This is a genomic window from Mycobacteriales bacterium, assembly GCA_035690485.1.
In the GTDB taxonomy this organism is placed as follows: Bacteria; Actinomycetota; Actinomycetes; order JAFAQI01; family DASSKL01; genus DASSKL01.
On record DASSKL010000029.1, the window covers coordinates 1 to 25,625 of the forward strand.

Genomic DNA, 25,625 nt, shown 5'->3' on the forward strand with positions numbered 1-25,625 from the left:
TCAGGGGCGCTCGATCCGAAGACGGCGGGTTCTTTGATCGCCCTCATCGGTTACGTACCCGAGGACGTGTACCTGACCACCGGACCGCTCTACCACTCCGGCCCCGGTGGTTTCGCCGGCGTGGCCCACGCGCTCGGCAACACCGTCGTCGTGCAGCACAAGTTCGACCCCGAGGACTGGCTGCGTCTCGTGCAGACGTACCAGGTCACCACCACGTTCACCGCTCCGACCCCGATCCGGATGATCTGCAGCCTGCCGACTGAGGTCAAGTCGCGATACGACCGCTCCTCCATGAAGCGGTTGATAGCGAACGCCGCGCCGTGGACGCTCGCCCTCAAGAAGATGTACCTCACCGACTTCCCGCCGGAGTCGTTGTGGGAGGTCTACGGGTCGACCGAGCTCGGAGTGGACACGGTGCTCGCCCCGGAGGACCACCTTCGCAAGCCGGGCTCGTGCGGCAAGCCCGCGCCCGGTATCGAGATCGCCCTCTTCGACGAGGACGGCCGGCAGGTCACCGAGCCCCACCAGACCGGCGAGCTGTACGTGCGCGCCAAGTCGGTGTTCAACACGTACTACAAGGCTGAGGAGAAGTACGAGGCCGCCACAAAGGGGGACTTCCACACCGTCGGCGACATCGCCTATTTCGACGAGGACGGTTACTACTACATCGCCGATCGCAAGAACGACATGATCATCTCCGGCGGCATGAACATCTACCCGGCAGAGGTCGAGGCCGTCATCGTCGAGCACCCCGCGGTCGCCGACGCCGCGGTCTTCGGCATCCCGTCCGACGAGTGGGGCGAGGCGGTCCACGCGGTCGTCCAGCTGCACCCGGGCGAGGACGTCGACGACGACGAGATCATGCAGTTCTGCAAGGAGCGGATGGCGAGCTACCGCGTGCCCCGCAGCTTCTCGCGGATCGACGACATCCCGCGTACGGCGTCGGGCAAGACGCTCAAGCGGGAGCTGCGCGCGCCTTACTGGGAAGGCCGCACCAGCAAGGTCTAGCCGGGCTCAGGGCTTCACGGTGAGGTAGTGCGGCCCGCCGGCGGGCACCATGCCGAGCCGGCGGGCCCGGTCCGCGAGGCGGTTCGGCGCCTGCTCCTGCAGCAGCGCGACCCGCAGTGCCTGCTCCTGCTGCGTCAGCGACTGGCCCCGCTGCTGCAGCTGGTGCAGCTGGAACGACTCCTGCGTGGTCACGGTGTTGATGCCGAGCAGCGCGGCCAGGCCGGCGCCGAGCACCAGCAGCGCCAGCACGACGAACGGCGGCGTCGGCAGCACCCGGCGGCGTCTCTTGGCGCCGGCCCGACGGCGGGGCCGGCCCGCGGGCGCATCGACGACGAGGTGCAGCGACGGCCGGGCCGCCCCCGCGCAGGAACTCCTGCGGACCTGCAACGCCGCGCTCATCGCCCTCCCCGGCCGGACGTCTCGGATCCCGGCTGCAGGTTGCCACGGCGGGTGGGCCGGAGGGAGTTCCCACGCCGAATGCACCGACGGAATAGCCGTTATTCGGGTTCGGCGCTATGGTGAGGACGCTGCCACAGGCTCACGCCCCACGACGGAGGACAGCCCCGATGACGCAGACCGCGGTGCCGGAGCAGACGGCCCCCGAGCGCGACCAGGTCGACGCGGCGCTCAAGACCATCAAGGAGAACGCGGACAAGATCTTCACCTGGAACTACGCGCGCGAGCGGCCGCGCCTGGTGTCGCTCTACAACCGCGGCACCGAGTCGCAGTGGCGCAGCGTCAGCGACCTCGACTGGGCGGCCGACGTCGACCCGGAGAAGCTCGTCGCCGAGATGGGCGACGAGATCGTGCCGCCGATCGTGCGCGCCGCGGCCGAGGTGCCCGGCTCGCCACTCGCCTCGTGGGGCGACAAGGAGTTCAACGCGCTCGGCGTGGAGTTCCTCAAGGCGCGGCTCTCGCAGTTCATGCACGGCGAGCAGGGCGCGATGATGACCGCGGCCAAGATCGTCGAGACCGTCCCGTGGATCGACGCGAAGTACTTCGCCGCCACCCAGACGATGGACGAGGCCCGCCACACCGAGGTGTTCGCGCGCTACCTCGACGAGAAGGTCGGCGAGGCCTACCCGATGAGCCCGTTCCTCGAGGGCCAGATCGACAACCTGCTCTCCGACAGCCGCTGGGACATCGCCTACCTCGGCATGCAGGTCATCATCGAGAGCCTGGCGCTCGCGGCGTTCGGCCAGCTGCAGAAGGCCACGACCGAGCCGCTGCTGCACAAGCTGCTGCGCTACGTCATGGCCGACGAGGCGCGCCACGTGGCGTTCGGCGTGCTGACCCTGGGCGAGTACTACCAAGGCCTCAGCGACGCCGAGCTGAAGGACCGCCAGGAGTTCCTCCTGGAGAACTCTCTGCTCAACCGCGCCCGCTCGACCACGCCCGAGGTGTGGGAGCGCTTCGACGTGTCGCTCGAGCGCCTGCTGCCCGCGCTCGACGAGGCGCGCAAGAAGGTCGGCCTGCCGATGGCGTTCGGCAAGGCGTTCTTCTCGAAGCTGGTGCCCAACGTCAGCAAGCTCGGCCTGCTCGACGCCAACAACGGCTGGCTGCGCGAGAAGTTCGGCGAGCACGGGCTGCTGCAGTTCGAGTTCGCCGACGACACCGGCACCGACTACGAGACCTACGACGAGGTCGCGAAGGACCGGGCGGCGCTCAACTAGTCGCCGAAGGCCCCGTGGCGGCCCGCTCCTGACGCGAAGCGGGTCGCGCCCTCGACGGTCTCCCGGCTGGTGATCGCCACCTGCCCGTGGCGGTACTCCCCGGCGAGCGCATCCGGCAGCGACAGGGACGACGACTCGTACGCCGACAGCCGGTCGTGCCGCAGGCACTGCTGCGGGAACGCCGCGAGCTGCCGGGCCAGCTCCTCGGCGGCGGCGCGTGCCTGCCCCGCCGGCACCACCCGGTTGGCCAGCCCCATCGACAGCGCCTCCTGCGCGTCGACCGGCCGGCCGGTGAGCACGAGGTCCAGCGCCCGGGACATCCCGACGAGGCGCGGCAGCCGCACCGTGCCACCGTCGACGAGCGGCACGCCCCATCGACGGCAGAAGACGCCGAAGACCGCGGTCTCGTCGGCGACCCGCAGGTCGCACCACAGCGCAAGCTCCAGGCCACCGGCCACCGCGTGGCCCTCGACCGCGGCGACGACCGGCTTCGAGAGCAGCATGCGGGTGGGCCCCATCGGCCCGTCTCCGTCGGCGGTGACCCGGTTGCCCCGGCCGGCCGAGATCGCCTTGAGGTCCGCACCGGCGCAGAAGGTCCCGCCCGCGCCGTACAGGACGGCCACCGACGCCGAGTCGTCGGCGTCGAACTCCCGGAACGCCGCCGCCAGGGCTGCCGCGGTCTCGCGGTCGACGGCGTTGCGCACCTCGGGCCGGTGCAGCACGACGGTGACGACGGGACCGTCGCGCTCGACTCGCACGCTCTCGGCCACGGCGGCCTCCCTCCCTCGGTGGAATCGCGCCATACTCCCAGGGATGGGCGAGCCGGAGCGCGAGGAACAGCCGTGGTCGCGGGACCGCGGCCGCGACGACGCGTCGACGGTTGGCTGGCACGGGCACACCGAGGACTTCGAGGAGCCGGTGCTGCAGTGGCGACCGGTGCAGACGGTCGAGGTCCGCGGCGACCGGCTCTGAGCCGGACCTGGACCACCGACGCCGCGCTAGACCTTCAGCGTCGCGAGCACCCGGCCGCTCATCGTGCGGACGATGAGCTGCTGGAGCCGGTCACGGGGGATCGCCGTCGTGCCCCAGACCTCGGCCGTTCCCTGGTAGTCGGCAACCCAGGTCGCGGCGACCTCACGGCGACCATCGGCGGCGACGGCCACGATCTGGCAGTGGGTCTCGGGGGCCACGCCACCGAGCGAGAGCCGGACCTGCGTGCCGTCGGCCTTCGAGACGAGCTGCGCCTGGGCCCAGACGTGGGTCACGGGGTCGGCCACCCGAACGGAGTCACCGGCACTGCCGCCGCCGCCCGCCGCGATCGCGGTGCCGGCGATCGCGGCGAGCACGGCGAGGCAGGCCGCCACGGCGATGAGCAGCGGCCGGCGGCGCTGCCGGTCGGCGCGCCGCTGCCCCTCGGCGACGATCCGGTCGGCGAGGACGGCCGGCGGCGGCGCGCTCAACGCCTCGACCTGCTCGGCGGTCAGCCGGCCGAGCAGCCCCGGCAACGGCGCGAGCTCCTGCTGCCGGGCGCGGCACGACGCGCACTCGGCGAGGTGCGCCTCGACCGCCGAGCGTTCCGCGCCGTCGAGGCTGCCGAGGACGTAGACCCCGAGGTCCGTCTCGCGCGGGCAGCTCATGACACCAACCCCCGCTCGGCCAACGCGAGCCGCAGCGCCCGCAACGCGTAGTAGGTGCGCGACTTCACGGTGCCCGGAGGTACCCCGAGCACCGCCGCGGCGTCGGCCACCGAACGACCCCGGTAGAAGGTCTCCAGGAGCACCTCGCGATGCGCGGGGCTGAGCCCGGCGAGGGCATCGCCGACGACCCACGCGTCGAGTGCGCGGTCGATCTCGTCCGGCACCGGCAACGCCTCCAGCGCGGCATCGTCGACCTCCGGCGGGCGGGCCCGTCGCGACCGGTGGGCGTCGACGGCGAGGTTGCGCGCGACGGCGAACAGCCAGGGACGCAACGGCCCCTTGCTCTCGTCGAGCGCCTCCGGGTGCCGCCATGCGCGCAGCAGCGTCTCTTGAACGATGTCCTCCGCTCGTCCGTGGTCACCGCCGGTCAGGTGGCGGGCGTAGCCCAGCAGCGCGCCGCCGTGCTCGGCGTAGAGCGCGCGCAACCGCCCTTCGTCCGTGCGGCCGCGGGCGCACAGCCGGTCGTGGGCGCTCATCACCCCCATGCACGGATCATCCACGGATCCGGTTCAACCGGAAGGCGAATTCACACCGCGGCGGCCATCTCCCAGACCAGCACCTCGGCATCCGCGGCGGCGGCGAGCGCGACCTCGCCGGCGCCGGTCAGGCGCGCCGCATCGCCTTCCGTGAGGCGGTCCGCGCCATCCAGGTCGATTGCCCCGCGCGCGACGTAGAGGTGGACGTACGCCGCGTCCGGCACCGTCACCCGCTCCCCTGCGCGCAGCCGGCCGGCGTGCAGGGTCGCGGCCGGCTGGTGCAGGCGGACGGCGCCGGGGTGCGGCCGGCCCGACGCGACGACGGTGAGGCCGCCGCGGCCGAGCGCCGCGGAGACGTCGGCCTGGGAGTAGGACGGCTCCAGGTCGATCCGCTCCGGCAGCACCCACATCTGCACGAACCGCACCGGCTCGTCCGGGTCGGCGTTCATCTCCGCGTGCACCACCCCGGTGCCCGCGCTCATGTGCTGGACGAGGCCGGGGCGCACGACCCCGCGGTGACCGGCGGAGTCCTCGTGCGCCAGCGCGCCCGCGAGCACCCAGGTCACGATCTCCATGTCGCGGTGCGGGTGGCTCTCGAAGCCGGCCCCGGGCGCCACGACGTCGTCGTTGGACACGACCAGGAGCCCGAAGTGCGTGTTGGCCGCGTCGTAGTGCGGGCCGAAGGAGAACGAGTGCCGGCTGTCCAGCCACTCGAGCCCGGTCGTGAACCGGTCGGCGCCGCGGCGCAGGTCGACCGGCACGTCAGCAGCAGTCGGGCTCGTCGACCAGCCGGTGCAGCACCTCGGCGATCACCGGCAGCTGCTCGCACGGCAACCGGTCGACCAGGTGCTCGCGCACGCCACGCAGGTGGGTCGGGTAGGCCTCCTCGAGCCGGGCCAGGCCGGCGTCGGTCAGCACGGCGTAGATCGCCCGGGCGTCCTCGTCACAACGCTGCCGCAGCACCAGCCCGTCGCGCTCGAGCTTGTCGACCAGCCGGGTCACTCCGCTCGGGGTGAGCAGCGCGCGCCGGGTCAGCTCGGTCATCCGCATCCGTCGCTGGGGCGCCTCGGACAGGTGCGCGAGCACCTCGTAGGCCGGCAGCGACAGGCCGTGCGCCGTCGCCAGCTCGGCCTCGAGCTTGCGGATCACCGCGGCGTGACCGTGCAGGAACGCGTGCCAGGCCGCCATCTCCGGCGGGTTCAGTGCGCGCAGGTCGGTCACGCCCCCATCTTACGAGCCAGTTGTTGCTTGAGCAAATACCGACGCCGTCCGGCGGGGCTGCAAGGATGCAGGCATGGACGATCTCAGCGGGCGTCGGATCGCCTCGATCGGTGGCACCGGGCAGGTCGGCGAAGGCATCGTCCGGCAGCTGCTGGCCGCCGGCGCGACGGTGGTCGTCCCGGGCTACAGCACCGAGGAGCTCGACCTGCTGGCCGGCCGGCTGGGCGAGCAGCCGCGGCTGCGGCTCGTCGAGGGCGGCGCGGTCAGCGACGCTGAGTGGTCCGCGCTCGCGGCCCGGCTCGAGGCCGACGGGCCGCTCGACGGCGTCGTCCTGAGCATCGGCCGGTGGTGGAGCGGTGCGCGAATGGTCGAGATGCCGCCGGACGAGTGGGACCGCGTCATGGCCGCCGGGCTCGACGTGCACGCCCGGGTGGCGCGCGCTTTCATCCCGCGGCTGGCCAGCCGGGCCGGGGCGGCGTACGTCGTCATCAGCGGGTCGGGTGCCGAGGAGCCGGCCGCCGGCTCCGCCGTGGCCAACGTCGCGGGCGCCGCGGAGCTGATGCTGGCCCGGGTGCTGGCGGTCGAGCACGCCGACGACGCGGTCCGGGTGCACGCGCTCGTGATCGACACCCCGGTGCTGACGCGCGACCGGCCGACCGGGCCGCCCGACTGGGTCAAGGCCGACGACGTGGGTGCCGCCGTCGTGCGCCTGGTCGGCGCCGGGACCGAGCCGGTCTACCACCTGCGCCCCGGAGCGAACCTCGTCGCCGGTTGAACCGTGTGCAGGACGCCGGACGAACGACGAGCACGCCGTTCCTTCCTTATTGCGAATCGTTTGCAATAACGGGCGACCGCCAGTAGCGTCACCCCGACCCCCGCCCCTCGAGGAGTGCCACCGATGTCCGCTGCTCCCCCGGCGCTCACCTCCGGGGCGACCGGGCCGGCGGCACCCGGCCGCTGGACCCGTGTCCGCAACGCGCTCACGCCGCAGGAGTGGGCGCGGGCCGGGGCCCTCACCACCGCGGTCGTCGGCCTGCACGTCGTCGGCTGGGGTGTCCTGCTCGGCGTCGTGGTCCCGCAGCACTTCACCGTCGGCAACGGCGTGTTCGGCGTGGGCCTCGGCGTCACGGCCTACACCCTTGGTCTGCGCCACGCGTTCGACGCCGACCACATCGCGGCCATCGACAACACGACGCGCAAGTTCATGGCCGACGGCAAGCGGCCCCTGTCGGTGGGCTTCTTCTTCTCGCTCGGCCACTCGTCGGTGGTGTTCCTGCTCGCGCTGCTGCTGAGCTTCGGGCTGCGCATCGGCGGCGCCGTCGAGAACAACGGCTCCAGCCTGCACACGGTGACCGGCTTCGTCGGCACGCTGGTGTCCGGGTCGTTCCTCTACCTGATCGCCGCGATCAACTTCGCCATCCTCGTCGGCATCCTGCGGGTCTTCCGCGGCATGCGTCGCGGCGACTTCGACGAGGGGCGGCTCGAGGAGCACCTGAACAACCGCGGGCTGATGAACCGCTTCCTCGGCCGGCTGACCAAGTCGATCAAGGAGCCGTGGCAGATGTACCCGCTCGGGCTGCTGTTCGGCCTCGGGTTCGACACCGCCACCGAGGTCGGGCTGCTCGTGCTGGCCGGCGGCGCCGCGGTCGCCGGGTTGCCGTGGTACGCGATCCTCGTGCTGCCGGTGCTGTTCGCCGCCGGCATGAGCCTGCTCGACACGATCGACGGGTCGTTCATGAACTTCGCCTACGGCTGGGCATTCTCCAAGCCGGTGCGCAAGGTCTACTACAACATCACGATCACCGCGCTGTCGGTCGCGGTCGCCTGGATCATCGGCACCGTCGAGCTGCTGCAGATCCTGCAGGACCGGCTGACGCTCGGCGGAGGCTTCTGGCGCTGGGTCGCGGGTCTCGACCTGAACTACGTGGGCTTCGTCATCGTGGGCCTGTTCGTGGTGACATGGATCGTGGCGCTCGCGGTCTGGCGCTTCGGCGACATCGAGCGCAAGTGGACCGCGGGGCTGCTGCCCGCCGAGGACTGAGTCGCCACCGCCGAGCCCATCTCAGGTGGGCATCGCCCGCTCGTCCGGGTAGGGGTCGTCGAAAGAGGCCGGCGAGCGAGCGGAGCGACCGATGAAGGCAGTCACCCGGCACGGCAAGCGCGGCGTGCGGGTCGAGCACGTCCCCGACCGGACGATCCAGCAACCGACCGACCAGGAAGGGTGCGTCAAGGTCGTCCTGAAGACCGCATGACGCCCTACGAACGCCTCCTCGACCGCGTCGACACGCCGGCCGTCGTCGTCACGACGGCCGTCGGCGAGACCCGGTCGGGTTGCCTGGTGACGTTCGCCTCCCCGTGCAGCATGGAGCCCCCGCGCTTCGGGGTGTGGCTGTCGACGGTCAACCGCACCTACGAGCTGGCCGCTGGCGCGTCGGCCCTCGCGGTGCACTTCCTGTCGGAGGCGCACCGGCCGACGGCCGAGCTGTTCGGCGGCGAGACCGGCTTCGAGATCGACAAGTTCGCCCGCTGCGGGTGGTCTCCCGGTCCGGAGGGGCTGCCCGTGCTCGACGACTGCGTCGGCTGGTTCGTGGGCCGCATCGTCGAGCGGCTGCCGACCGGCGACCACACCCTGCACGTGCTCGCGCCGGTCGCCGCCGAGGTCCGCGAGCCGGGCGAGGGCCGGGTGCTCGGGCTGCGCGAGGTCCGCGACATCTCGCCCGGGCGCCTCGACGACGTCTGAGACCCTGCGGGCGATGCCCGAGAACCCCCGTGACCCGCGACGATGGCGGGCGCTGACGGTCTGCCTCATCGCGGGGTTCATGACGCTGCTCGACGTCAGCATCGTCAACGTCGCGCTGCCCTCGATCCGCACCGGGCTCCACGCGACCGCGAGCGACCTGCAGTGGATCCTGTCCGGCTACGCGCTGACGTTCGGCCTCGTCCTCGTGCCGTCGGGACGGCTCGGCGACGCGCGCGGTCGGCGGATGATGTTCATGATCGGGCTCGCCCTGTTCACGGCGACGAGCGCCGCGGCCGGCCTGTCCCCCGGCGCCGGCTACCTGGTCGCCGCCCGGCTGCTGCAAGGCGTTGCCGGCGGCGTGCTCAACCCGCAGATCGCAGGCCTCATCCAGCAGCTGTTCCGCGGCGCCGAGCGGGGCACGGCGTTCGGCCTGCTCGGCGCGACGATCGGCATCTCCACCGCGGTCGGCCCGCTGCTGGGCGGCGCCATCATCAACGCCGCCGGCGCGAGCGAGGGGTGGCGCTGGATCTTCTACGTCAACGTGCCCGTCGGGCTCGCCGCGCTGCCGCTCGCCCACCGGCTGATCCCACCGACCGAGCGCCAGCCGCAGCACGGCCGCAACCTCGACCCGGTCGGCGTCGGGCTGCTCGGGCTCGGCGTCGTACTCCTGCTGCTGCCGCTCGTCGAGGAGCAGACGTGGCACGGCACGGCGAAGTGGGCGCTGCTGCCCGTCGCCGCCCTGGTCCTGGGCGGCTTCGTCGTGTGGGAGCACCGCTACCGGCGGCGGGGCAACCAGCCCGTGGCGGACCTCGAGCTGTTCCGCGTGCGCTCCTACGGCCTCGGTTGCGCGCTGGCGCTGGTCTACTTCGCCGGCTTCACGTCGGTGTTCTTCACCTACACGCTCTACGTGCAGCAGGGCCTGCACTACAGCGCGCTGATGGCCGGCGCCGCGGTCACGCCCTTCGCGCTCGGCTCCGCGGTGTCGGCGGCGGTCGGCGGCCGCACGGTCGACCGCTACGGCCGACCGCTGGTGGCGCTCGGGCTGGTGCTGGTCGTGGTCGGCATCGCGGCGACCTGGGTCGCGGTCGAGGCGGTCCCCGGGCACGCCGTCGGCCTGGCGACCGCGGCGCCGCTGCTGGTCGCCGGCATCGGCAGCGGGCTGGTGATCTCGCCGAACCAGACGCTCACCCTGGCGAAGGTGCCCGTGCACGGCGGCGGCAGTGCCGCCGGCGTGCTGCAGACGGGACAGCGCGTCGGTACGGCGATCGGCATCGCCGCCGTCGGCTCGGTGTTCTTCTCGACGGTCGCGTCGACCCACGGGCACTGGGCCTCGGCCTTCCGCGACGGCTTGCTCGTGGTGCTCGCACTTCTCGTCGTCTCGCTGGGCATCGCGGTCGCCGACCTGCTCGCGCCGCACCGCCGCCTCGCGCCCTAGCGCCGGTCGTATCAGAACCGCGGGGCCCCGGCTCTCCTCAATGCGGGCGGAACCACACCGGCATGCGGGTGAGAGCACTGGACCTCCGGCAGCGATGGCGTCATCCGGACGCCGCACCGGCTCTGCTGGTGGCGATCGTCGTCGTGCTCGCGGCCCTGACCGGGTCGGGGGCGCTGCTCGGCTCGTCGGACCCGACGATCGCCGCTGCGGGTGACATCGCCTGCAGCCCCAACGAGATCAACCATGCCCGGGGCGACCGCACCCAGTGCGCCGAGGTCGCGACCGCCGCACTGCTGGCCCGGCTGCACCCCACCGCCGTGCTGACCCTGGGCGACGACCAGTACTACTGCGGCAACCTCGGCGACTTCGCCGACGCCTACGCGCCGTCGTGGGGGCGCGACCTGGCGATCACGCACCCGGCGGTCGGCAACCACGAGTACGGCACCGGCTGCGGGCGCGACAGCGCAACGGGGTACTTCACCTACTTCGGCAAGCGGGCCGGCCACGTGAACGAGGGCTGGTACAGCTACGACCTCGGCAGCTGGCACGTCATCGCGCTGAACTCGGAGTGCAGCTACGGCAAGGGTCCGGCCGACTTCGGCGGCTGCGGGGCCGGCAGCCCGGAGTACCACTGGCTCGCCGACGACCTCGCCGGCGACCGGGCGGCCTGCACGCTGGTCTACTGGCACGAGCCGCGCTTCTCCTCCGGCGAGCACGGCGACGACGTCGCGATGACGTCGATCTGGAACCTCCTCGTCGCCGCGCACGCCGACGTCGTGCTCAACGGCCACGCGCACGTCTACGAGCGGTTCGCCCCGGCGGGGGCGACGACTCAGGCCACCGGGCCGCGGAACGGGGTATTCCAGGACCCGAGCCCGGACCCGGCCGGGATCCGCGAGTTCGTGGTCGGCACCGGCGGGCGCAACCACGGCACGTTCGCGCACCCGGCGCTGCGCGGCGAGGTGGTGCGCGACGCCACGACGTTCGGCGTCCTCGAGATGCACCTGCACCCGGACGGCTACGACTGGCGCTTCGTACCGGTCGCGGGCGGCGGCTTCGCCGACGCGGGCACCGGCAGCTGCCACTAGCCCGCTGTGACCTGGGTCACAGACCTCCGTTGTGCAGGCGGCCGGGCACCGATATAACGCCCGTTACGAACCGTTTCGACCCGGTTCCCGGCCCGGGCAGGTGATAGGTCCATGGCGTCGTCGGCGCGCGAGCAGCACCAGAACATCGATTCGCTCTCCGACCCGTTCGCGCGCAACGCGCTACGGGTCGCCTACCACGTCCGCAAGTACTCCGTCCTCTACGTCTGCGGTGCTCTGGGCGCGATCGCGCTGGCGCTCTTCCCGACCTACACCGGGAGCACCGGCGGCAACCAGAGCGTGGCCGAGGGCCAGGGCATCTACGGCAACAAGGGTGCCGGCGGCCAGGGCGGCGGCGCTCTCAACGGCACCAGCACCGTCACCTCCGGCACCGGCGCACCCGCCGGCGCGGGCGCCACCGCGGCAAGCGGCAGCGCGGGCGCGGGCAAGAGCGGCAGCCCCGGCAGCCAGGCCGGCGCCGCGGTCACCACGGCCACGTCGGGGACGAGCGGCGCCAGCAACCAGGTGCTCGTCGGACGGGGCGTCACCCGCGGCGGATTCACCTGCGCCCCCGGCGTACGCCAGCTGCCTTTCTCCGTCTACGCCGACCCGTGCGTCGCGAAGTACACCGGCAGCAACGGCGGCAGCACCTGGAACGGCGTCACCGCCAAGACGATCACGATCGCGATCCGGCACACGTCCGACTCCACCGGCGCCAACGAGCAGGCGACCAACGCGGAGAGCGAGGCCGCGGGCGGTCAGACCTACGAGACGTCGGAGAGCTACATCAAGGCGGTCACCGCCTACCTCAACAAGACGATCGAGCTCTACGGCCGGCAGGTGAAGCTCGTCGACTACAGCGGTCAGGGCAACTACACCAACGAGGAGCTCGACACCGGGCAGGCGGCCGCCTGCGCCGACGCCGACGCCGAGGCGACCAGCGTCCACGCGTTCATGGGCGTCGACTTCGAAGGGCTCTACGAGTGGGGGCCGTTCGCCGAGTGCGCCGCTCGCTACAAGATGATGACCCCGCAGGGCGCGCCGTACTTCCCGGAGTCCTACTACAAGAAGTACGACCCCTACGTCTGGGCGACGACGATGAACTGCTCGATGATCGCCGACGAGGTGGGCGAGTTCATCGGCAAGCAGATCGCACCGTTCCCGGCGAAGTTCGCCGGCACCGACGGCGCGACCAACCTGCAGAACGCGCCGCGGAAGTTCGGCACCTACGTGCCGAACAACGCGGAGTACCAGGAGTGCGTCAACCAGACGCTGCAGATCGACGAGAACCAGTACCACGTCGCGAAGAACCGCGAGGACCAGTACAACTACGCGCTCGACATCTCGCAGTTCCCCAACGACACGCAGCGCGCAGCGATCCAGTTCGCGGCGAACAAGGACACCACGATCGTGCTGGCCTGCGACCCGATCTCGCCGATCTTCCTGACCAAGGACGCGTTCAACCAGGGCTACCACCCCGAGTGGCTGATCATCGGCGTCGCGTTCGACGACACCGACAACTGGGCGCAGCTGTGGGACCAGGACGAGGTCAACGGGCACCTGTTCGGGTTGTCGCAGGCGGCCTCGACCGACGAGCTGCTCAACCCCAACGGTGAGGCCGGCAAGGCGCTGAAGGCCGCGGGTGTCCCGTTCAACATCACGTCCGTCACCGACTACTACGAGATGTTGTCGATCTTCGACCAGCTGCAGGCCGCCGGGCCCGACCTGACCCCGGCCAACGTCGCCGCCGGTACGCACGGCCTGCCCGTCGGCGGGCCGGGTGCGTTCGGCACCTGGTACTACGGCCAGACGCACACCGCGATCGTCGACTCGCGCGAGGTCTACTGGCTCGGCAACCAGACCTCGAAGGCCGACGGGCGGCCCGGCACCTACGTGCCGATCTACAAGGGCAAACGGTTCCGGGCGGGCCAGTTCCCGACCGGCCAGCCGCCGTTCTACCAGTGATCCCGCGCCCCCGGCTGCCGCTGCCGCCCGTGCAGCTGCAGCCGGCCACCTCGCGGCTGACCGGCGCGGCCTCCACCGCGGCGGCCGCCGCCACCGCGACCCCCCGCCGGCGCGGGGCGCTGACCGTCGCCGCCGTCCTGGGCGCCTACCTGCTGGCGCTCGGTCTGCTGCCGCACGGCGCCCCGCTCGGCATCGTCCTCGAGGGCACGATCCTGGGCGCCATCAACGCCCTGGTCGCGCTGACGATCGTGCTGGTCTACCGCGCCAACCGCGCGATCAACTTCGCCGCCGCGTCGTTCGGCTCGGTCGCGGCGATCGTGGCGATCGAGGTCCACGTGCAGCTCGGGCTGAGCTACGGCCTGTCGATGGTCGCGGGCGTCGTACTCGCCGCGGCCCTCGGCGCGGTGCTCGAGAAGACCGTGATCCGGCGGTTTGCCAACGCGCCGCGGCTAATCCTGGCGGTCGCGACGATCGGCCTGGCGCAGGTGCTCGACGGGCTGAGCATCCTCATCCCGGTCGAGTGGGGAGGCACGAAGTCCGGCACCTTCGCCGTGCCGTGGAACGCCCACTTCTTCATCGCCCCGGTGCTGTTCAACGCCAACTACCTGATCGCGATCGTGGTCGTGCCGGTCGTGCTGGTCGCACTCACGTGGTTCATGCGCTACAGCTCCTACGGCGTCGCCATCCGCGCCGCCGCCGACAACGGGGAGCGGGCGCGGCTGCTCGGGCTGCCGGTCAACCGGCTGTCGACGATCGTCTGGACGATCACCGGCGTGCTGTCGGCGCTCGCCATGCTGCTGCGGGTGCCGATCCTCGGCTTCCTGTCGTTCAGCAGCGTGTCGCAGAGCGGCCCCGAGCTGCTGCTGCAGACGCTGACCGCCGCCGTGCTCGCCGGCATGGCCAGCATGCCGGTGGCCGTGCTCGCCTCCGTCGGGCTCGGCATCGCCTCCGAGCTCGCCGCGTGGAGCTTCCACGACGCGACCGCGATCGACGCCGTACTGCTCGTCATCATCCTGGCCGCACTGCTGGTACGCCGCGACCGGCTGTCCCGTGCAGCCGAGTCGGGCATCTCCACCTGGGCCAACATCCGCCCGGTGCGGCCGGTGCCGCCGGAGATGACCGGGCTGCTGTCGGTGCGCCTCGGCACCCAGGGGCTGCGGCTGGGGTTGCTGGCCTTCGGCCTGACCCTGCCGCTCTGGATCTCCGACGCGCACCAGCAGCTGGCCAGCCTCGTGCTCATCTACGGCATGGTGGCGGCCTCGCTGGTGGTGCTCACCGGCTGGGCGGGGCACATCTCGCTGGGCCACATCGCGTTCATGGGATTCGGCGGTGCGTCCACCGCGATCCTCGTGACCCACCACGGTTTCGACGTCATCGGCGCGGTGCTCGTCGGGGGCCTGGTCGCCGCCGCCGTCGCGGTCGTCATCGGCGTCCCGGCGCTGCGGATCACCGGCCCGTTCCTCGCGGTCGTGACGCTGGCTTTCGCGGTCACCTCGGCGAGCTACTTCCTGGTGCCCAAGTACTTCCCGTGGTTCGCGACCGACGAGACCATCCCGCGACCGGCGCTGTTCGGCCGGATCGCGACCGGCACCGACCGGCAGTTCTACTACGTGGCGTTCGTGGCGCTCGCCCTCACGCTGGCCGCGGTGCGCGGGCTGCGCAACAGCGCCGCCGGGCGGGCCGTCATCGCGGGCCAGGACAACCGGCTTGCCGCGCAGTCCTTCGGGCTCAACACCACCCGGCTCAACCTGGTCGCGTTCGCCATCTCCGGGGCCATCGCCGGCGTCGCGGGCGGCCTGTTCGTCATCCAGCAGGAGGGCTTCAACCCGGCGTCGTTCAACGCGGAGAACGGCCTCGTCTTCTTCACCATGGTCGTCATCGGCGGCCTCGGCTCGATCCCGGGTGCGGTGCTCGGCGCCGTCTACGTCTACGGCGCGCAGTACCTGCTGCCACCGGCCTACGCGATCCTCGCCACCGGTGCGGGCCTGCTGCTGCTGCTGATGTTCATGCCGGGAGGGCTCGGCGAGGCCGTCTTCCGCGCCCGTGACACGCTGCTGCGCGCCATCGCGAAACGCAAGGGGCTGGTCGTGCCCAGCCTGCTCGCCGACGTCCGGGTGGCCGACGACGAGACGACCCCCGAGCACCCGGTCGACGTGACGCTGGCGATGAGCAGCGCTGCGCTTCCGGACGCCGAGCTGCCCGCGCCGTACCCCCGGGAGCCAGAGCTCACCGGGAGGCAGCGGTGACGACGACGACGACCCCGCCGCCACCGACGACCGGCCGGTGGCGCCGCGCCATCGGCGGGTTCCACGAGCTCGGCCCCGCCGGCCCGGTCGCGCTCCTGCTGCTGGTGGCGCTCGCCGGCGTGCAGAGCTTCGACATCGTTGCGTTCGGCGTCCTGTCGCCGGACATCCGGCAGACGTTCCACGTCTCCAACACCGTCATCGACTCGATCGCCGGCCTGACCAGCGCGGTGCCGGTCATCTTCGCGATCGCGATGGGTTACCTCGGCGATCGCGGCAACCGGCTTCGAATCGCCCGCTGGGCCGGCCTCGTCTGGGCGGTGACCGCCATCGGCACCGGCCTCGCCCCGGTCATCGGGCTGCTGATCGCCGCGCGTCTCGTCGGCGGCATCGGCTACCTCACGACCGAGACCGTCTACCCGAGCCTGCTGTCCGACTACTACCCGCCGCAGCGGTCCGGCTGGGTGTTCGGCGCCTACCGCCTCGGGTCGCAGGGGCTCGCGCTGATCGGCGGGCCCGCCGCCGGCGCCCTCGGCGCGATCTTCGGCTGGCGGGCGGCGTTCATCGTCCTCGCCGTACCGACGTTCGTCTTCGTGGCGCTCCTGTCGGTCCTGCGTGAGCCGGCACGCGGCGCGTCGCAGGGCATGTCCCTGGGCGGCGAGGCGATGGGGTCGGTGACCGAGGGGTTCCGCCGGGTGCGGGCGATCGGCACCCTGCGGCGCACCTGGGTCGCGGCGTTCCTCTTCGGGGCCGGCACGCTGCCGTTCCCGACACTGCTCAACAACTTCTTCCACGACGTCTACCGCCTGGGCGACACGGCCCGCGGCAACGTCAGCGCGCTGTACGGCGTCGGCGGGCTGGCCGGCATCGCGCTCGGCGCCTGGCTGACGCAGAAGGCCGTGACGCAGGGCAAGCTGTCGCGGCTGCCGATCCTCAACGGCTTCATGGTCGTGGAGTTCGCGCTCGGCATCGTGGTCATGGCGGGGTCACCGGCGCTCGGCGGCTCGGTGCTCGGCGCCGGGCTGCTCTCGATCGGGGCGGTCGGGTTCCTGCCGGCCTACACCGCCCTCGTCGCCCTCGTCGCGCCGGCCCGGTTGCGGGCGCAGGCCTACGCGTGGTCGCTGCTCTGGTACGCGCTCGGCGGCGTGCTGCTGTCGGTCGTGATCGGCGGCATCAGCGACTCGCACGGCAACCGGGTGGCGCTGCTCGTCCTCGCAGGACTCGTCGGCACCGGCGGACTGATCGGGGCGTCGGCGTGGCGCTTCGTCGGGCGCGACCTGGCGCTCGCCTCGTCGGTGGAGACCGCGGCCGGCTCCGACGCGCTGCTCAGCTGCACCGGAATCGACGCGGGCTACGGCGGCGTGCAGATCCTGTTCGGCGTCGACTTCGAGATCCGCGAAGGCGAGATCGTCGCCCTGCTCGGCACCAACGGCGCGGGCAAGTCGACGTTCCTCAAGACGGTGAGCGGGCTGCTCGACCCGACCGGTGGCGCGATGTTCTACCGCGGCCGCGACATCACCCACGCCGACCCGCAGACGACCGCGCAGCTCGGCATCATGCACGTGCCCGGCGGCCGCGGCATCTTCCCGACGCTGTCGGTGGCGGAGAACCTGCGGGTCGCCGGCTGGCTCTTCCGCGGCGACAGGGCCTACCTCGACGAGGCGATGGCCCGGGTGAAGAGCTACTTCCCCGTGCTGGACGAGCGCGCCGACACCCTGGCCGGCGACCTGTCCGGCGGCGAGCAGCAGATGCTGTCGCTGGCCCAGGCGTTCCTCGCCAAGCCCGACCTGCTGCTCATCGACGAGCTGTCGCTCGGGCTCGCCCCGGCGATCGTCGAGCGGCTGCTCGAGATCGTGCGGGCGATCCACGCCCAGGGCACGACGGTGATCCTCGTCGAGCAGTCCGTGAGCACCGCGCTGCGGATCGCCGAGCGGGCCATCTTCATGGAGAAGGGCGAGGTCCGCTTCTCCGGCCCGACCGCCGACCTGCTCGAGCGGCCTGACATCCTGCGCGCGGTCTTCCTCGCCGGGGCCGCCGGCGGCAAGCTGCTCACCAGCGCCGCCGCCAACGGCAACGGCAACGGCGTCCACGCCGCCATCCCGGCGGCCGGGTACCCGATCGACGCGCACGCCTCGATCAACGGCAACGGCAACGGCAACGGCACCGGCAACGGCAACGGCAACGGCAAGTCGAAGGGCAGGGCCCGCGGTCGGGCGGCGTCGGTGGCCGATCGGCCGGTCGTCATGGAGGCGCTCGAGCTGGTCAAGCGCTACGGCGGCGTCACCGCGGTCGACCACGTCAGCTTCACGCTGCACGACGGCGAGATCCTCGGGTTCGTCGGCCACAACGGCGCGGGCAAGACGACGCTGTTCGACGTCGTCTCCGGGTTCACGCCGCGCAACGGCGGCCGGGTGCTGCTCGGCGAGCAGGACCTGTCGGAGTGGCCGGCGCACCGCCGGGCGGCCGCGGGGCTCGGCCGGTCGTTCCAGGACGCCCGGCTGTGGCCGCAGCTCACCGTGGCGGAGTGCCTGGCGGTCGCGCTGCACGGGGAGGCCGAGATCGAGGCGGCGTTCCCCGCCCTGCTCGGCCTGCCACGCGTCGCCGAGTCGGAGGCGATGGTCGCCGAGCGCGTCGACGAGCTGATCGACCTCATGGGGCTGGAGGCCTTCCGCAACAAGTTCATCTCCGAGCTGTCCACGGGCTCGCGCCGGATGGTCGAGCTCGGTTGCGTTCTGGCGCACCGGCCCAAGGTGCTGCTGCTCGACGAGCCGTCGTCGGGCATCGCCCAGCGCGAGACCGAGGCACTCGGCCCGCTCATCAAGCGCATCCGCGACCAGCTGGCCTGCAGCATCCTGATCATCGAGCACGACATGCCGCTGATCAGCTCGCTGGCCGACAACCTGATCGCGCTCGACCTCGGTCGCGTCATCGCCTACGGCCCGCCCCGGCAGGTGCTCGACGACCCGGCGGTCATCGAGTCCTACCTCGGCGGCGCGGTGGAGCAACAGCCGAAGAAGCGCCGGCCACCGGACCGACGGCGACGTACGGCGGCAGGAGCGGGCACATGAGCCACCACCCGCGGCACGCGACGCCGCGACGTGTCCGGGGCGGCCGGATCGCGCTGGCGGCCGCACTGACGGCGATCGGAGTGGGGGCGCTGTCGGCGTGGGACGGCGCGTCGGCCGCCGCTCCGGACAAGTTCGGCTGGTGGGACGTCGGCAACGCGGGCGCGGTCGCCGCGCCGGCGCCGCCCGACGTGCCGGCGAAGGGCCTTTACGTCGAGAACGGCTTCAACGGCCCGACGGCGATCTCCGCGCTGACGTTCGCCGTGCCGAGCGGCGCGCAGGTCGGCGGGCTGACGCTGCAGACCGCCGGGTCTCCCGTCATCACCTCGCCACCGGTCGCCTGCCCGCTCACCAGCCAGGCGCAGGGCTACCAGCCGGCGGAGGACGGGGCATGGAGCGCGCACCCGGCCTACGACTGCACGACCAAGGTGGTCGGGGTGGTCAGCAGCGACCAGAAGACCGTGACGTTCTCGGTGGGCAGGTTCGTGCACGACGGCGTGCTGGCGATCGCGCTGCTCGCCGGGGGCAGCGCCGACCGGGTGCCGTTCGCGACACCGGCAGCCACGGCCCTGGCCGTCACCGTCCCCGCGACCGGCTCCGGCGCGCTGCCCGGCACGCCGAACGCGGGTGGGGGCACGACGGCCACGTCACCGGCAGGAGCGGCGCCCGGGGTCGCCCCGGTGGGCAACGGGCTCGCCGGTCTCGCCGCGGCCGCGCCGGCGGACCCGGCCTCGCCGCCGGCCGCTCCCGACATCGCCGGCGCACCGGCCGCGGTGGGCCTGCCACCGGTGACCGCCTCCTCGACCGACGGGTCGGCCGCGAGCGAGACCCGCGGGCGCGCGCTGGCGGCGGACACGGGCTCGAGCGGTTCGTCGCACCGTGCGGCTACCGCCATCGGCCTCGCCGCCGTGGTGGCCGCCCTCGTCTTCTGGTCGGAGGGCTTCGGGGTGCTCGGCGGCCGGGTCACGACCTTCACGACCCGGCGGCGTACGCCGGCGCCCGCCGAGGAGACGGTCAGCGACGCGGCGCCGGCAGCGTCCGTGCATAGCTGACCAGCTGCGCCAGCGGGACGGTGCCGCGGATGCGCACCCAGGTGCCGCCGGGCAGCGCGATGCGGATCTCCGGGCCGTCGGAGCGCAGCGCCGTCGTGGCGTCGCCGAGGCCCGGCAGGTGGACCGGTTCGGTGACCGTCGGCTGGTTGCTCCACGGCACCGTGCCGCCCCGCTCACGGCCGGCCTCCACGGAGATGACGTCGGGGCCGCGAGTGAAGGCCCACACGGTCGACTGCGCGACGACGCCCTGACCGGCCGGGTCGGGCACGGTCAGCTCCTCGGGCCCCCACGCATCGAAGCCGGCCGGAGCCGGTGGCGCCGAGATGGGCGCGTGCGGGTCCACGCCCTTGGTCACCGTCGCCGCCTGCCGGCTCCCCGGCAGGGGTTGCGCACCCGCGGTCCCCATCGGGTCGGGCCGGTCGCCGAGGTGCACCTCGACGGCGTCGCGACGGAACACCAGCCGGCCATCGAGCGTCCAGCGCTCGGAGAGCACCAGCCCACTGCCGTCGATGCAGAGGTCGTCGTGGTTGCGGTCGCCGTCGAGCTTGCGGACCGCACCGCCCGGTGGCTCGAAGAACCGGTAGACCCGGCAGCTGCGGCCGGCCACCCGCTCGGACTGCCGCTGCGACGCCAACCCGCGGGTGACGAGACCGTCGAGCTCGACCCCGAGAGCCTGGTCGCTGCCGGACGGGCCCGGCTGCCGGCCCGCGACGGCGCGCACGACGTCGGTAGCGTCCAGCGTGTAGAGCTCGTCGGTGCTGAACCACGTGGCCTTCTGCGGCGTCTGCCCCTGCTCCCGGCGCGGATCCGCCTGGTAGGTCAGGTCGCTCGACGCGAACGGCCGGTGCACGGTCAGCACCTCCCACGATGTCGTCGCGGTGCCGGTCGCGCTGGCGACGACCCGGTAGGTGACTTGGTACGCCGACGGCCTGGTCGTGATGTCCTTCACCGGCTCCTTCGACCCGCGTTCGACGACCGTGGCCGCACCGATCACGAGGGCGCCGATGACGACAAGCGCCACGGCGACGAGCAGCACGACGCGGGTGCGCCGGGTGAAGGCCATCGCGCAGACCCTAGGCGGGAACGGTCGAGAATTCGCCCGGGGTTGCCGGCCGGTCAGGCGTCCGGCACCCAGTTGCCGTGGAAGCCGAACGGCACCCGCTGCGGGAGGTGGACCGTCGCGACCGGGCCGGCCGCGAGGTCCTGCGCGTGCAGCACGACGACGTCGCTGCGGTCGGTCGTGGCGTCGTAGACGTAGGACATCAACCAGCCGTCGTCCTCCGCCGCAGCGTCGGTGCGCGGCACGAACACCGCCTCCATCGTCATCCGGCCGGCGCCGTAGTCGACACCCTCGCTGGTGCCCGCGTCGAGGTCGTGCTTGATGAGTCCGGTGAACCCGTCGCGCAGCAGGTCGGCGGCGACGCAGTAGGCGTAGCGGTGGCGCCGAGCGACCAGCCGCTCGTCGTGCCGGGGGAACTCCTGGCCGCGCTCGTCGAGCAGCTGCTCGCTCACCCGCCGGGTGGCCGGGTCGATCGTCCAGCGGTAGAGCTGCGGGACGGCGTCGCTCGGGCCGAGCACGTCCTCGGCGAACATCGTCGCGTGCCGGGCCACGTCCATGACGACCCGTTCGCCGTCGTCGTACGCGTTGACCGGGTGGAAGACGTAGCAGCTGCCCGGCAGCTCGCACCAGACGATCTCCTCGGCGCCGCCCTCGCGTGGCAGCAGCCCGACCCGCGCGCCGTAGGCCGGGTCCCACCGGTAGGGAAACGACGCCCCCGCCATCGCCGCGTCGAGCGAGAACGTCACCGGCAGGTCCATGAGGATCGCGTAGCGCTCGGTGAGGCCCATGTCGTGGACCATCGGCCGGCCGGGCACGGGGACGTCGACGCGGTGGCGCACCCGCCCGTCGGTGCCGACCACCTGGTACTGCAGCCGCTCGTGCTCCCAGTAGTAGGAGATCGCGTGCAGCTCACCGGTGACCGGGTCGGTCTTCGGGTGCGCGGTGAACGCGTCACCGAGTGTGCCGCCGAAGTCGCTGCGGGCCAGCGTGTCGAGCTCGTAGGACAGCAGCATCGGCAGCGCGCCCGCCTCGACGATCGCGAAGGTGTCGCCCGCGTGCCCGATGACGTTCGTGTTGGGGGCGAAGTCCATCGTCCGGCGCGGGCCGGGCGTCGCCGGGCCGCCGCGTGCCGCGACCACGTCGTCGGCCCGGACGAAGCGGTTGCGGTACCACTCCGCGCGGCCGTCGCGGATCCGCACGCCGTGCACCATGCCGGTGCCGGTGAACCAGTGGTACGTCGCCGGGTCGGCCGGCACGACCGGGTTGGGCCCGATCCGCAGCAGCCGGCCGGACAGGTCGGCGGGCAGCTCGCCGGTGACCGGAAGGTCGAAGGCCGTGACCTCTTCGTGGACCGGGCCGTAGTTCCCTTCCAGATAGGGGTTCTCGGGCTGTTGCGCCTGGACAGGGATCTGCGGCTCCACGGTCGTCATGGCAACTCCTCAGCGTCGGGGCGGGCAAGGCACCGGGCGACGAACCGGTTTCCGCGTCACGCGAAGTAGACGCCGTGGCACGCGGGAGGTGTCAAGGAGCTGTTGCGCGAATCACCTGCGACCGGTGCGCGATCCGGAGACGATCGACCGCACCGGGAACCGTAGGGGACTTCAGACATTGGCCGTGCAGAAGGATCCCGGCGGCGAGCGAGGAGAACCGGACCGGTGCGGCGTCTCGGCATGGCGATGAGCACCGCGCTGCTCATGGTCGGCACGGCACGGCTGCCTGCCCGCCGGGGGACCCGGGCGTTCACCCGTCGCTGGCAGAAGTCGCACCCGCACTGGCGCGCGCTGCCGCCGGCGGGCTCCCGGCACCCGAGCCACCGCCGACCGCACCGGTCGACGGCCCAGGGGCGGCCGGCTACAGCACCGACGGCACCACAGCTTCGATGAGGTGCGGGCCGGGCTCGGCGATGGCTCGCTCGAGCATGGTCGTGAACTCCTCCGCCGACGACGCCCGCTCGGCCGGCACGCCCAACCCGCGGGCGACCGCGACGAAGTCGATGTCGGGGCCGCTCAGGTCGAGCTGTGCCTTCGCCTTCGGGCCGGCGGCGTCGGCACCCACCCGGTCGAGCTCCATCCGCAGGATCGAGTAGGCGCGGTTGTTGAAGATGACGACGGTCACGTCGAGACCCTCGCGGGCCATCGTCCACAGCGACTGGATCGTGTAGAGCGCAGAGCCGTCGGCCTCGAGCGCGACGACCGGCCGGTCCGGGCAGGCGACCGCCGCGCCGACCGCGACCGGCAGCCCCTGCCCGATCGCCCCGCCGGTGAGGCAGAGCAGGTCGTGCGCCGGAGCGCCGGCAGTGCTGGCCGCCAGGTGCAGGCCCGACGTGTTGGCCTCGTCGGACACGATCGCGCCTTCCGGCAGCAGCGCGCCGACGGCCTTGCACACGGCCTCGGCGGTGAGTGCGCCGGTCGGTCGCTGCGGGCGGGCGGCCCGTTGCACCCGAGCCTCGACGCCGCCGGCGTCGAGCGCTTCGACCAGCGCCGCCAGCGCCGCCGGTGCGTCGTCGGCCGGCCCGGCGAGCTGGTGCACCTCGCAACCCGGGGGCAGCAGGTAGCTCGGCTTGTCGGGATAGCCGAAGAACGACACCGGCGCCTTGGCGTCGACGAGCACCACGTGCTCGAGCTCGGCCAGCTGCGCGGCCGCGATCTCCCCCAGGTAGACGACGCGCTCGACGGCGGGCACTCCCGCGCCGCGGGAGAGCCGGGCCGGGAACGTCTCGGCCAGCAGCCGTGCGCCGGTCGCGGCCGCGATGCGGGCGGCCGCCCGCAGGGGCTCGTCGCGGGTGGCCGACCCGCCGAGCAGGATCGCCGTGCGGCCGCCGTTGCGCAGCACCTTGGCGGCGGTCTCGACCGCGTCGACCGGCACCGCGGGGGCCTGCCGCGGCAACGGCGGGGCCGGCTGCGCGCCGTCGGTCCAGGCAACGTCGGCGGGCAGGATGAGGGTCGCGACCTGGCCGGGCGGCCCCAGCGCCGCCGCCACCGCCTCGGTCGCGTCGGTCGGCAGGTCGCCGGTGCTCCGCGACGTGCGCACCCAGCGGGACACGTTGCGCGCCATCGTCTCGATGTCGGACTGCAGCTGGGCGTCGTACTGCACGTGGTAGGTCGCGTGGTCGCCGACGATGTTGACGAGCGGGGTCTTCGCGCGGCGGGCGTTGTGCAGGTTGGCCATGCCGTTGCCGAGGCCCGGTCCGAGGTGCAGCAGGGTCGCCGCCGGGCGGCCCGTCATCCGGGCGTATCCGTCGGCGGCGCCGGTGGCGACGCCCTCGAAGAGGCCGAGCACCGCGCGCATCTCGGCGACCGTGTCGAGTGCCGCGACGAAGTGCATCTCCGAGGTGCCCGGGTTGCTGAAGCAGGTGGTCACGCCCGCGTCGACGAGTGTGCGGACCAGCGCCTGCGCGCCGTTCATGCCGTCCCCCCGGAGGTGTCGCAGTCGTACATGAGCCCCGGGTTGAGGATGCCATCCGGGTCGAACGCCGCCTTGATCCGACGCATCAGCGCGAGCTTGGCGGGATCCTCGAGCGCGAGGACGTGGCGCAGCTTCTCGCTGCCGATGCCGTGCTCCCCCGAGATCGCGCCGCCGAGCGCCATCCCGCCGGTGAAGATGTCGTGCAGCACGGCGTGCCGCTTGTCGACGTCGGGCTGGAAGACCGACAGGTGCACGTTGCCGTCGCCCGCGTGGCCGCAGCCGACGACGAGGGAGCCGGTGCGCTGCGCCGCCTCGGTGACCGACGACAGGTAGGCCGGCAGCTGCGCGCGCGGCACCACCATGTCGACGATGTCGTGCGCCCCGGCGGCCTTGGCCGCGAAGAACGCCTTCTCCCGCGCCTCGATGAGGGCCTCGCCGGCACGGCCGTCGAGCACGTAGACGTCGATCGCGCCGAGATCGGCCAGCAGCTGCGCCACCTCCGCCACGTCTTCGTCGAGGCGCGACCGGTCCCGCGACTCGAGCGCCACGACGAGGTAGGCCAGCGCGCTGTCCTTGACCTCCTGCGGGATGCCGAGCTCGAGCCCCGCGTTGGTCGTGATGGCCGCCATCGACATGAGGTCGATGTACTCCAGCAGCAGCGGCTGCAGGCCGCGCTGCACGATCCGCGGGATCGCGGCGGTAACGGCGTCGAGGGTGGCGTACGGCGCGAGCACGGTCGCCCCGTGCGCCAACCGCGGCTGCAGCTTGAGCGTGGCCTCGGTGACGATCGCGAGGCTGCCCTCGGACCCGACCACCAGCTGCGTGAGGTCGTAGCCGGTGGACGTCTTCACGAACTTCCCGCCGCTGCGGATCACCTCGCCGGTGCCGAGCACCGCCTCGATCCCGAGCACGTGGTGGCGGGTCACGCCGTACTTGATCGCACGCATGCCGCCGGCGTTGGTGGCCACGTTGCCGCCGAGCGAGCCGTGCAGCTCGCCGGGAAAGACCGGGTAGACGAGGCCGTGCACCGACGTCGCCTCGTCGAGCTCGGCCAGCGTGACGCCCGGCTGCACGACGGCGACGTGGTTGTCGGTGTCGATCTCGATGATCGTGTTCATGCCGGAAAGGGCGACGAGGATGCCGCCGCGGCGCGCCACCGCCGCCCCCGAGAGCCCGCTGCCGCTGCCACGCGCCGTCACCGGCACCCGCAGCTCGCGGGCCAGGGACACGACCCCGGCGACGTCGTCGGTGGTCCGCGGCAGCACGACGACGTCGGGGCGCACCGGCTGCACACCGAGCGCCTCGTCGTGCAGGTAGTCGTCGGAGATGCGATCGCCGACCAGCACCCGGTCGGCGGGAAGCAGGGCGCGCAGCCGCGCCGCGACGTCCGCCACGCCCGCCTGCCTATCACGCGCCGCGGGTGGAGGCCTATCGTCTCGCAGGTGCCGCGTGACAGGTCAGCCGCTACGGTCGCGCTGCCCGCCCCGCAGGGTGGCGAAG

At 72.6% G+C, this 25,625-nt stretch carries 22 protein-coding genes; 12 read left to right on the plus strand and 10 right to left on the minus strand.

The features are described 5' to 3' along the window. The coding region (locus VFJ21_04230; protein HET7406329.1) for an AMP-binding protein at positions 1-1,008 on the plus strand (1,008 nt) is incomplete at its 5' end. 6 nt (positions 1,009-1,014) lie between these two features. Here VFJ21_04230 and VFJ21_04235 read toward each other — a convergent pair. Further along, on the minus strand, positions 1,015-1,407 hold the full coding sequence (locus VFJ21_04235; protein HET7406330.1) for a hypothetical protein: 393 nt from the start codon (positions 1,405-1,407) through the stop codon (positions 1,015-1,017). Between the two features lie 167 nt (positions 1,408-1,574). Here VFJ21_04235 and VFJ21_04240 point away from each other — a divergent pair, with 167 nt between their 5' ends. Continuing rightward, positions 1,575-2,681: a ferritin-like domain-containing protein gene (locus VFJ21_04240; GenBank protein HET7406331.1), complete on the plus strand. Its 1,107-nt coding sequence runs from the start codon at positions 1,575-1,577 to the stop codon at positions 2,679-2,681. On the opposite strand, the gene VFJ21_04245 is transcribed toward VFJ21_04240, so the two are convergent. Continuing rightward, entirely contained in the window at positions 2,678-3,451 is a 774-nt protein-coding gene (locus tag VFJ21_04245) for a crotonase/enoyl-CoA hydratase family protein (GenBank protein ID HET7406332.1), read from the minus strand. The two genes, VFJ21_04240 and VFJ21_04245, sit on opposite strands and share 4 nt — an antisense overlap. Positions 3,452-3,494: 43 nt before the next feature. Here VFJ21_04245 and VFJ21_04250 point away from each other — a divergent pair, with 43 nt between their 5' ends. Further along, positions 3,495-3,653: a hypothetical protein gene (locus VFJ21_04250; GenBank protein HET7406333.1), complete on the plus strand. Its 159-nt coding sequence runs from the start codon at positions 3,495-3,497 to the stop codon at positions 3,651-3,653. A 26-nt stretch (positions 3,654-3,679) separates the two neighbouring features. Here VFJ21_04250 and VFJ21_04255 read toward each other — a convergent pair whose 3' ends face one another. The 4 genes from VFJ21_04255 to VFJ21_04270 are packed head-to-tail and all read right to left on the minus strand — an operon-like array spanning position 3,680 to position 6,075. Beyond that, on the minus strand, positions 3,680-4,318 hold the full coding sequence (locus tag VFJ21_04255; GenBank protein ID HET7406334.1) for a zf-HC2 domain-containing protein: 639 nt from the start codon (positions 4,316-4,318) through the stop codon (positions 3,680-3,682). Continuing rightward, positions 4,315-4,863, minus strand: coding sequence for a sigma-70 family RNA polymerase sigma factor (locus VFJ21_04260; protein ID HET7406335.1), 549 nt, complete (start codon positions 4,861-4,863; stop codon positions 4,315-4,317). The genes VFJ21_04255 and VFJ21_04260 overlap by 4 nt, the downstream gene beginning before the upstream one ends. Before the next feature lie 41 nt (positions 4,864-4,904). Further along, a complete protein-coding gene (locus VFJ21_04265) occupies positions 4,905-5,615 on the minus strand; it encodes a pirin family protein (GenBank protein ID HET7406336.1) in 711 nt (236 codons plus the stop codon). Between the two features lies 1 nt (position 5,616). After that, a complete protein-coding gene (locus tag VFJ21_04270; protein HET7406337.1) occupies positions 5,617-6,075 on the minus strand; it encodes a MarR family transcriptional regulator in 459 nt (152 codons plus the stop codon). Between the two features lie 73 nt (positions 6,076-6,148). Between VFJ21_04270 and VFJ21_04275 the strand changes: the two genes are divergently transcribed. The 9 genes from VFJ21_04275 (at position 6,149) to VFJ21_04315 (ending at position 19,660) form a co-directional block, all read left to right on the plus strand. Next, positions 6,149-6,850 (plus strand): SDR family oxidoreductase, encoded by a 702-nt coding sequence (locus VFJ21_04275; protein HET7406338.1) that lies wholly within the window; start codon positions 6,149-6,151, stop codon positions 6,848-6,850. 123 nt (positions 6,851-6,973) lie between these two features. Beyond that, a complete protein-coding gene (locus VFJ21_04280; protein HET7406339.1) occupies positions 6,974-8,116 on the plus strand; it encodes a HoxN/HupN/NixA family nickel/cobalt transporter in 1,143 nt (380 codons plus the stop codon). A gap of 207 nt (positions 8,117-8,323) precedes the next feature. After that, positions 8,324-8,815, plus strand: a complete 492-nt coding sequence (locus VFJ21_04285) for a flavin reductase family protein (protein HET7406340.1) — start codon at positions 8,324-8,326, stop codon at positions 8,813-8,815. A gap of 13 nt (positions 8,816-8,828) precedes the next feature. After that, entirely contained in the window at positions 8,829-10,250 is a 1,422-nt protein-coding gene (locus VFJ21_04290) for an MFS transporter (protein HET7406341.1), read from the plus strand. Between the two features lie 68 nt (positions 10,251-10,318). Then, a complete protein-coding gene (locus VFJ21_04295; GenBank protein HET7406342.1) occupies positions 10,319-11,338 on the plus strand; it encodes a metallophosphoesterase in 1,020 nt (339 codons plus the stop codon). 111 nt (positions 11,339-11,449) lie between these two features. Further along, positions 11,450-13,300: a hypothetical protein gene (locus VFJ21_04300; GenBank protein HET7406343.1), complete on the plus strand. Its 1,851-nt coding sequence runs from the start codon at positions 11,450-11,452 to the stop codon at positions 13,298-13,300. Further along, entirely contained in the window at positions 13,297-15,546 is a 2,250-nt protein-coding gene (locus VFJ21_04305) for an ABC transporter permease (protein ID HET7406344.1), read from the plus strand. The genes VFJ21_04300 and VFJ21_04305 overlap by 4 nt, the downstream gene beginning before the upstream one ends. After that, on the plus strand, positions 15,543-18,611 hold the full coding sequence (locus VFJ21_04310) for an MFS transporter (GenBank protein ID HET7406345.1): 3,069 nt from the start codon (positions 15,543-15,545) through the stop codon (positions 18,609-18,611). Before VFJ21_04305 ends, VFJ21_04310 begins: the two co-directional genes overlap by 4 nt. Next, positions 18,608-19,660 (plus strand): hypothetical protein, encoded by a 1,053-nt coding sequence (locus tag VFJ21_04315; protein HET7406346.1) that lies wholly within the window; start codon positions 18,608-18,610, stop codon positions 19,658-19,660. The genes VFJ21_04310 and VFJ21_04315 overlap by 4 nt, the downstream gene beginning before the upstream one ends. Here the strand turns inward: VFJ21_04315 and VFJ21_04320 are convergent. From VFJ21_04320 to VFJ21_04335, 4 genes are all read right to left on the minus strand, one after another. Beyond that, complete coding sequence (locus VFJ21_04320; GenBank protein HET7406347.1) at positions 19,623-20,723, minus strand: hypothetical protein; 1,101 nt, start codon at positions 20,721-20,723, stop codon at positions 19,623-19,625. The genes VFJ21_04315 and VFJ21_04320 overlap by 38 nt on opposite strands. 53 nt (positions 20,724-20,776) lie before the next feature. Then, on the minus strand, positions 20,777-22,150 hold the full coding sequence (locus VFJ21_04325) for a carotenoid oxygenase family protein (protein ID HET7406348.1): 1,374 nt from the start codon (positions 22,148-22,150) through the stop codon (positions 20,777-20,779). 421 nt (positions 22,151-22,571) lie between these two features. Continuing rightward, complete coding sequence (locus VFJ21_04330; GenBank protein HET7406349.1) at positions 22,572-24,125, minus strand: acetolactate synthase large subunit; 1,554 nt, start codon at positions 24,123-24,125, stop codon at positions 22,572-22,574. Beyond that, a complete protein-coding gene (locus VFJ21_04335) occupies positions 24,122-25,519 on the minus strand; it encodes an FAD-linked oxidase C-terminal domain-containing protein (protein HET7406350.1) in 1,398 nt (465 codons plus the stop codon). Before VFJ21_04335 ends, VFJ21_04330 begins: the two co-directional genes overlap by 4 nt. Positions 25,520-25,625 lie beyond the last annotated feature (106 nt).

Bases quoted from the DNA above. Each gene is read 5' to 3' on its own strand.
- VFJ21_04235 (HET7406330.1), bottom strand. From the start codon at position 1,407: ATGAGCGCGGCGTTGCAGGTCCGCAGGAGTTCCTGCGCGGGGGCGGCC.
- VFJ21_04240 (HET7406331.1), top strand. From the start codon at position 1,575: ATGACGCAGACCGCGGTGCCGGAGCAGACGGCCCCCGAGCGCGACCAG.
- VFJ21_04250 (HET7406333.1), top strand. From the start codon at position 3,495: ATGGGCGAGCCGGAGCGCGAGGAACAGCCGTGGTCGCGGGACCGCGGC.
- VFJ21_04255 (HET7406334.1), bottom strand. From the start codon at position 4,318: ATGAGCTGCCCGCGCGAGACGGACCTCGGGGTCTACGTCCTCGGCAGC.
- VFJ21_04260 (HET7406335.1), bottom strand. From the start codon at position 4,863: ATGGGGGTGATGAGCGCCCACGACCGGCTGTGCGCCCGCGGCCGCACG.
- VFJ21_04275 (HET7406338.1), top strand. From the start codon at position 6,149: ATGGACGATCTCAGCGGGCGTCGGATCGCCTCGATCGGTGGCACCGGG.
- VFJ21_04280 (HET7406339.1), top strand. From the start codon at position 6,974: ATGTCCGCTGCTCCCCCGGCGCTCACCTCCGGGGCGACCGGGCCGGCG.
- VFJ21_04285 (HET7406340.1), top strand. From the start codon at position 8,324: ATGACGCCCTACGAACGCCTCCTCGACCGCGTCGACACGCCGGCCGTC.
- VFJ21_04290 (HET7406341.1), top strand. From the start codon at position 8,829: ATGCCCGAGAACCCCCGTGACCCGCGACGATGGCGGGCGCTGACGGTC.
- VFJ21_04300 (HET7406343.1), top strand. From the start codon at position 11,450: ATGGCGTCGTCGGCGCGCGAGCAGCACCAGAACATCGATTCGCTCTCC.
- VFJ21_04315 (HET7406346.1), top strand. From the start codon at position 18,608: ATGAGCCACCACCCGCGGCACGCGACGCCGCGACGTGTCCGGGGCGGC.
- VFJ21_04320 (HET7406347.1), bottom strand. From the start codon at position 20,723: ATGGCCTTCACCCGGCGCACCCGCGTCGTGCTGCTCGTCGCCGTGGCG.
- VFJ21_04325 (HET7406348.1), bottom strand. From the start codon at position 22,150: ATGACGACCGTGGAGCCGCAGATCCCTGTCCAGGCGCAACAGCCCGAG.
- VFJ21_04330 (HET7406349.1), bottom strand. From the start codon at position 24,125: ATGAACGGCGCGCAGGCGCTGGTCCGCACACTCGTCGACGCGGGCGTG.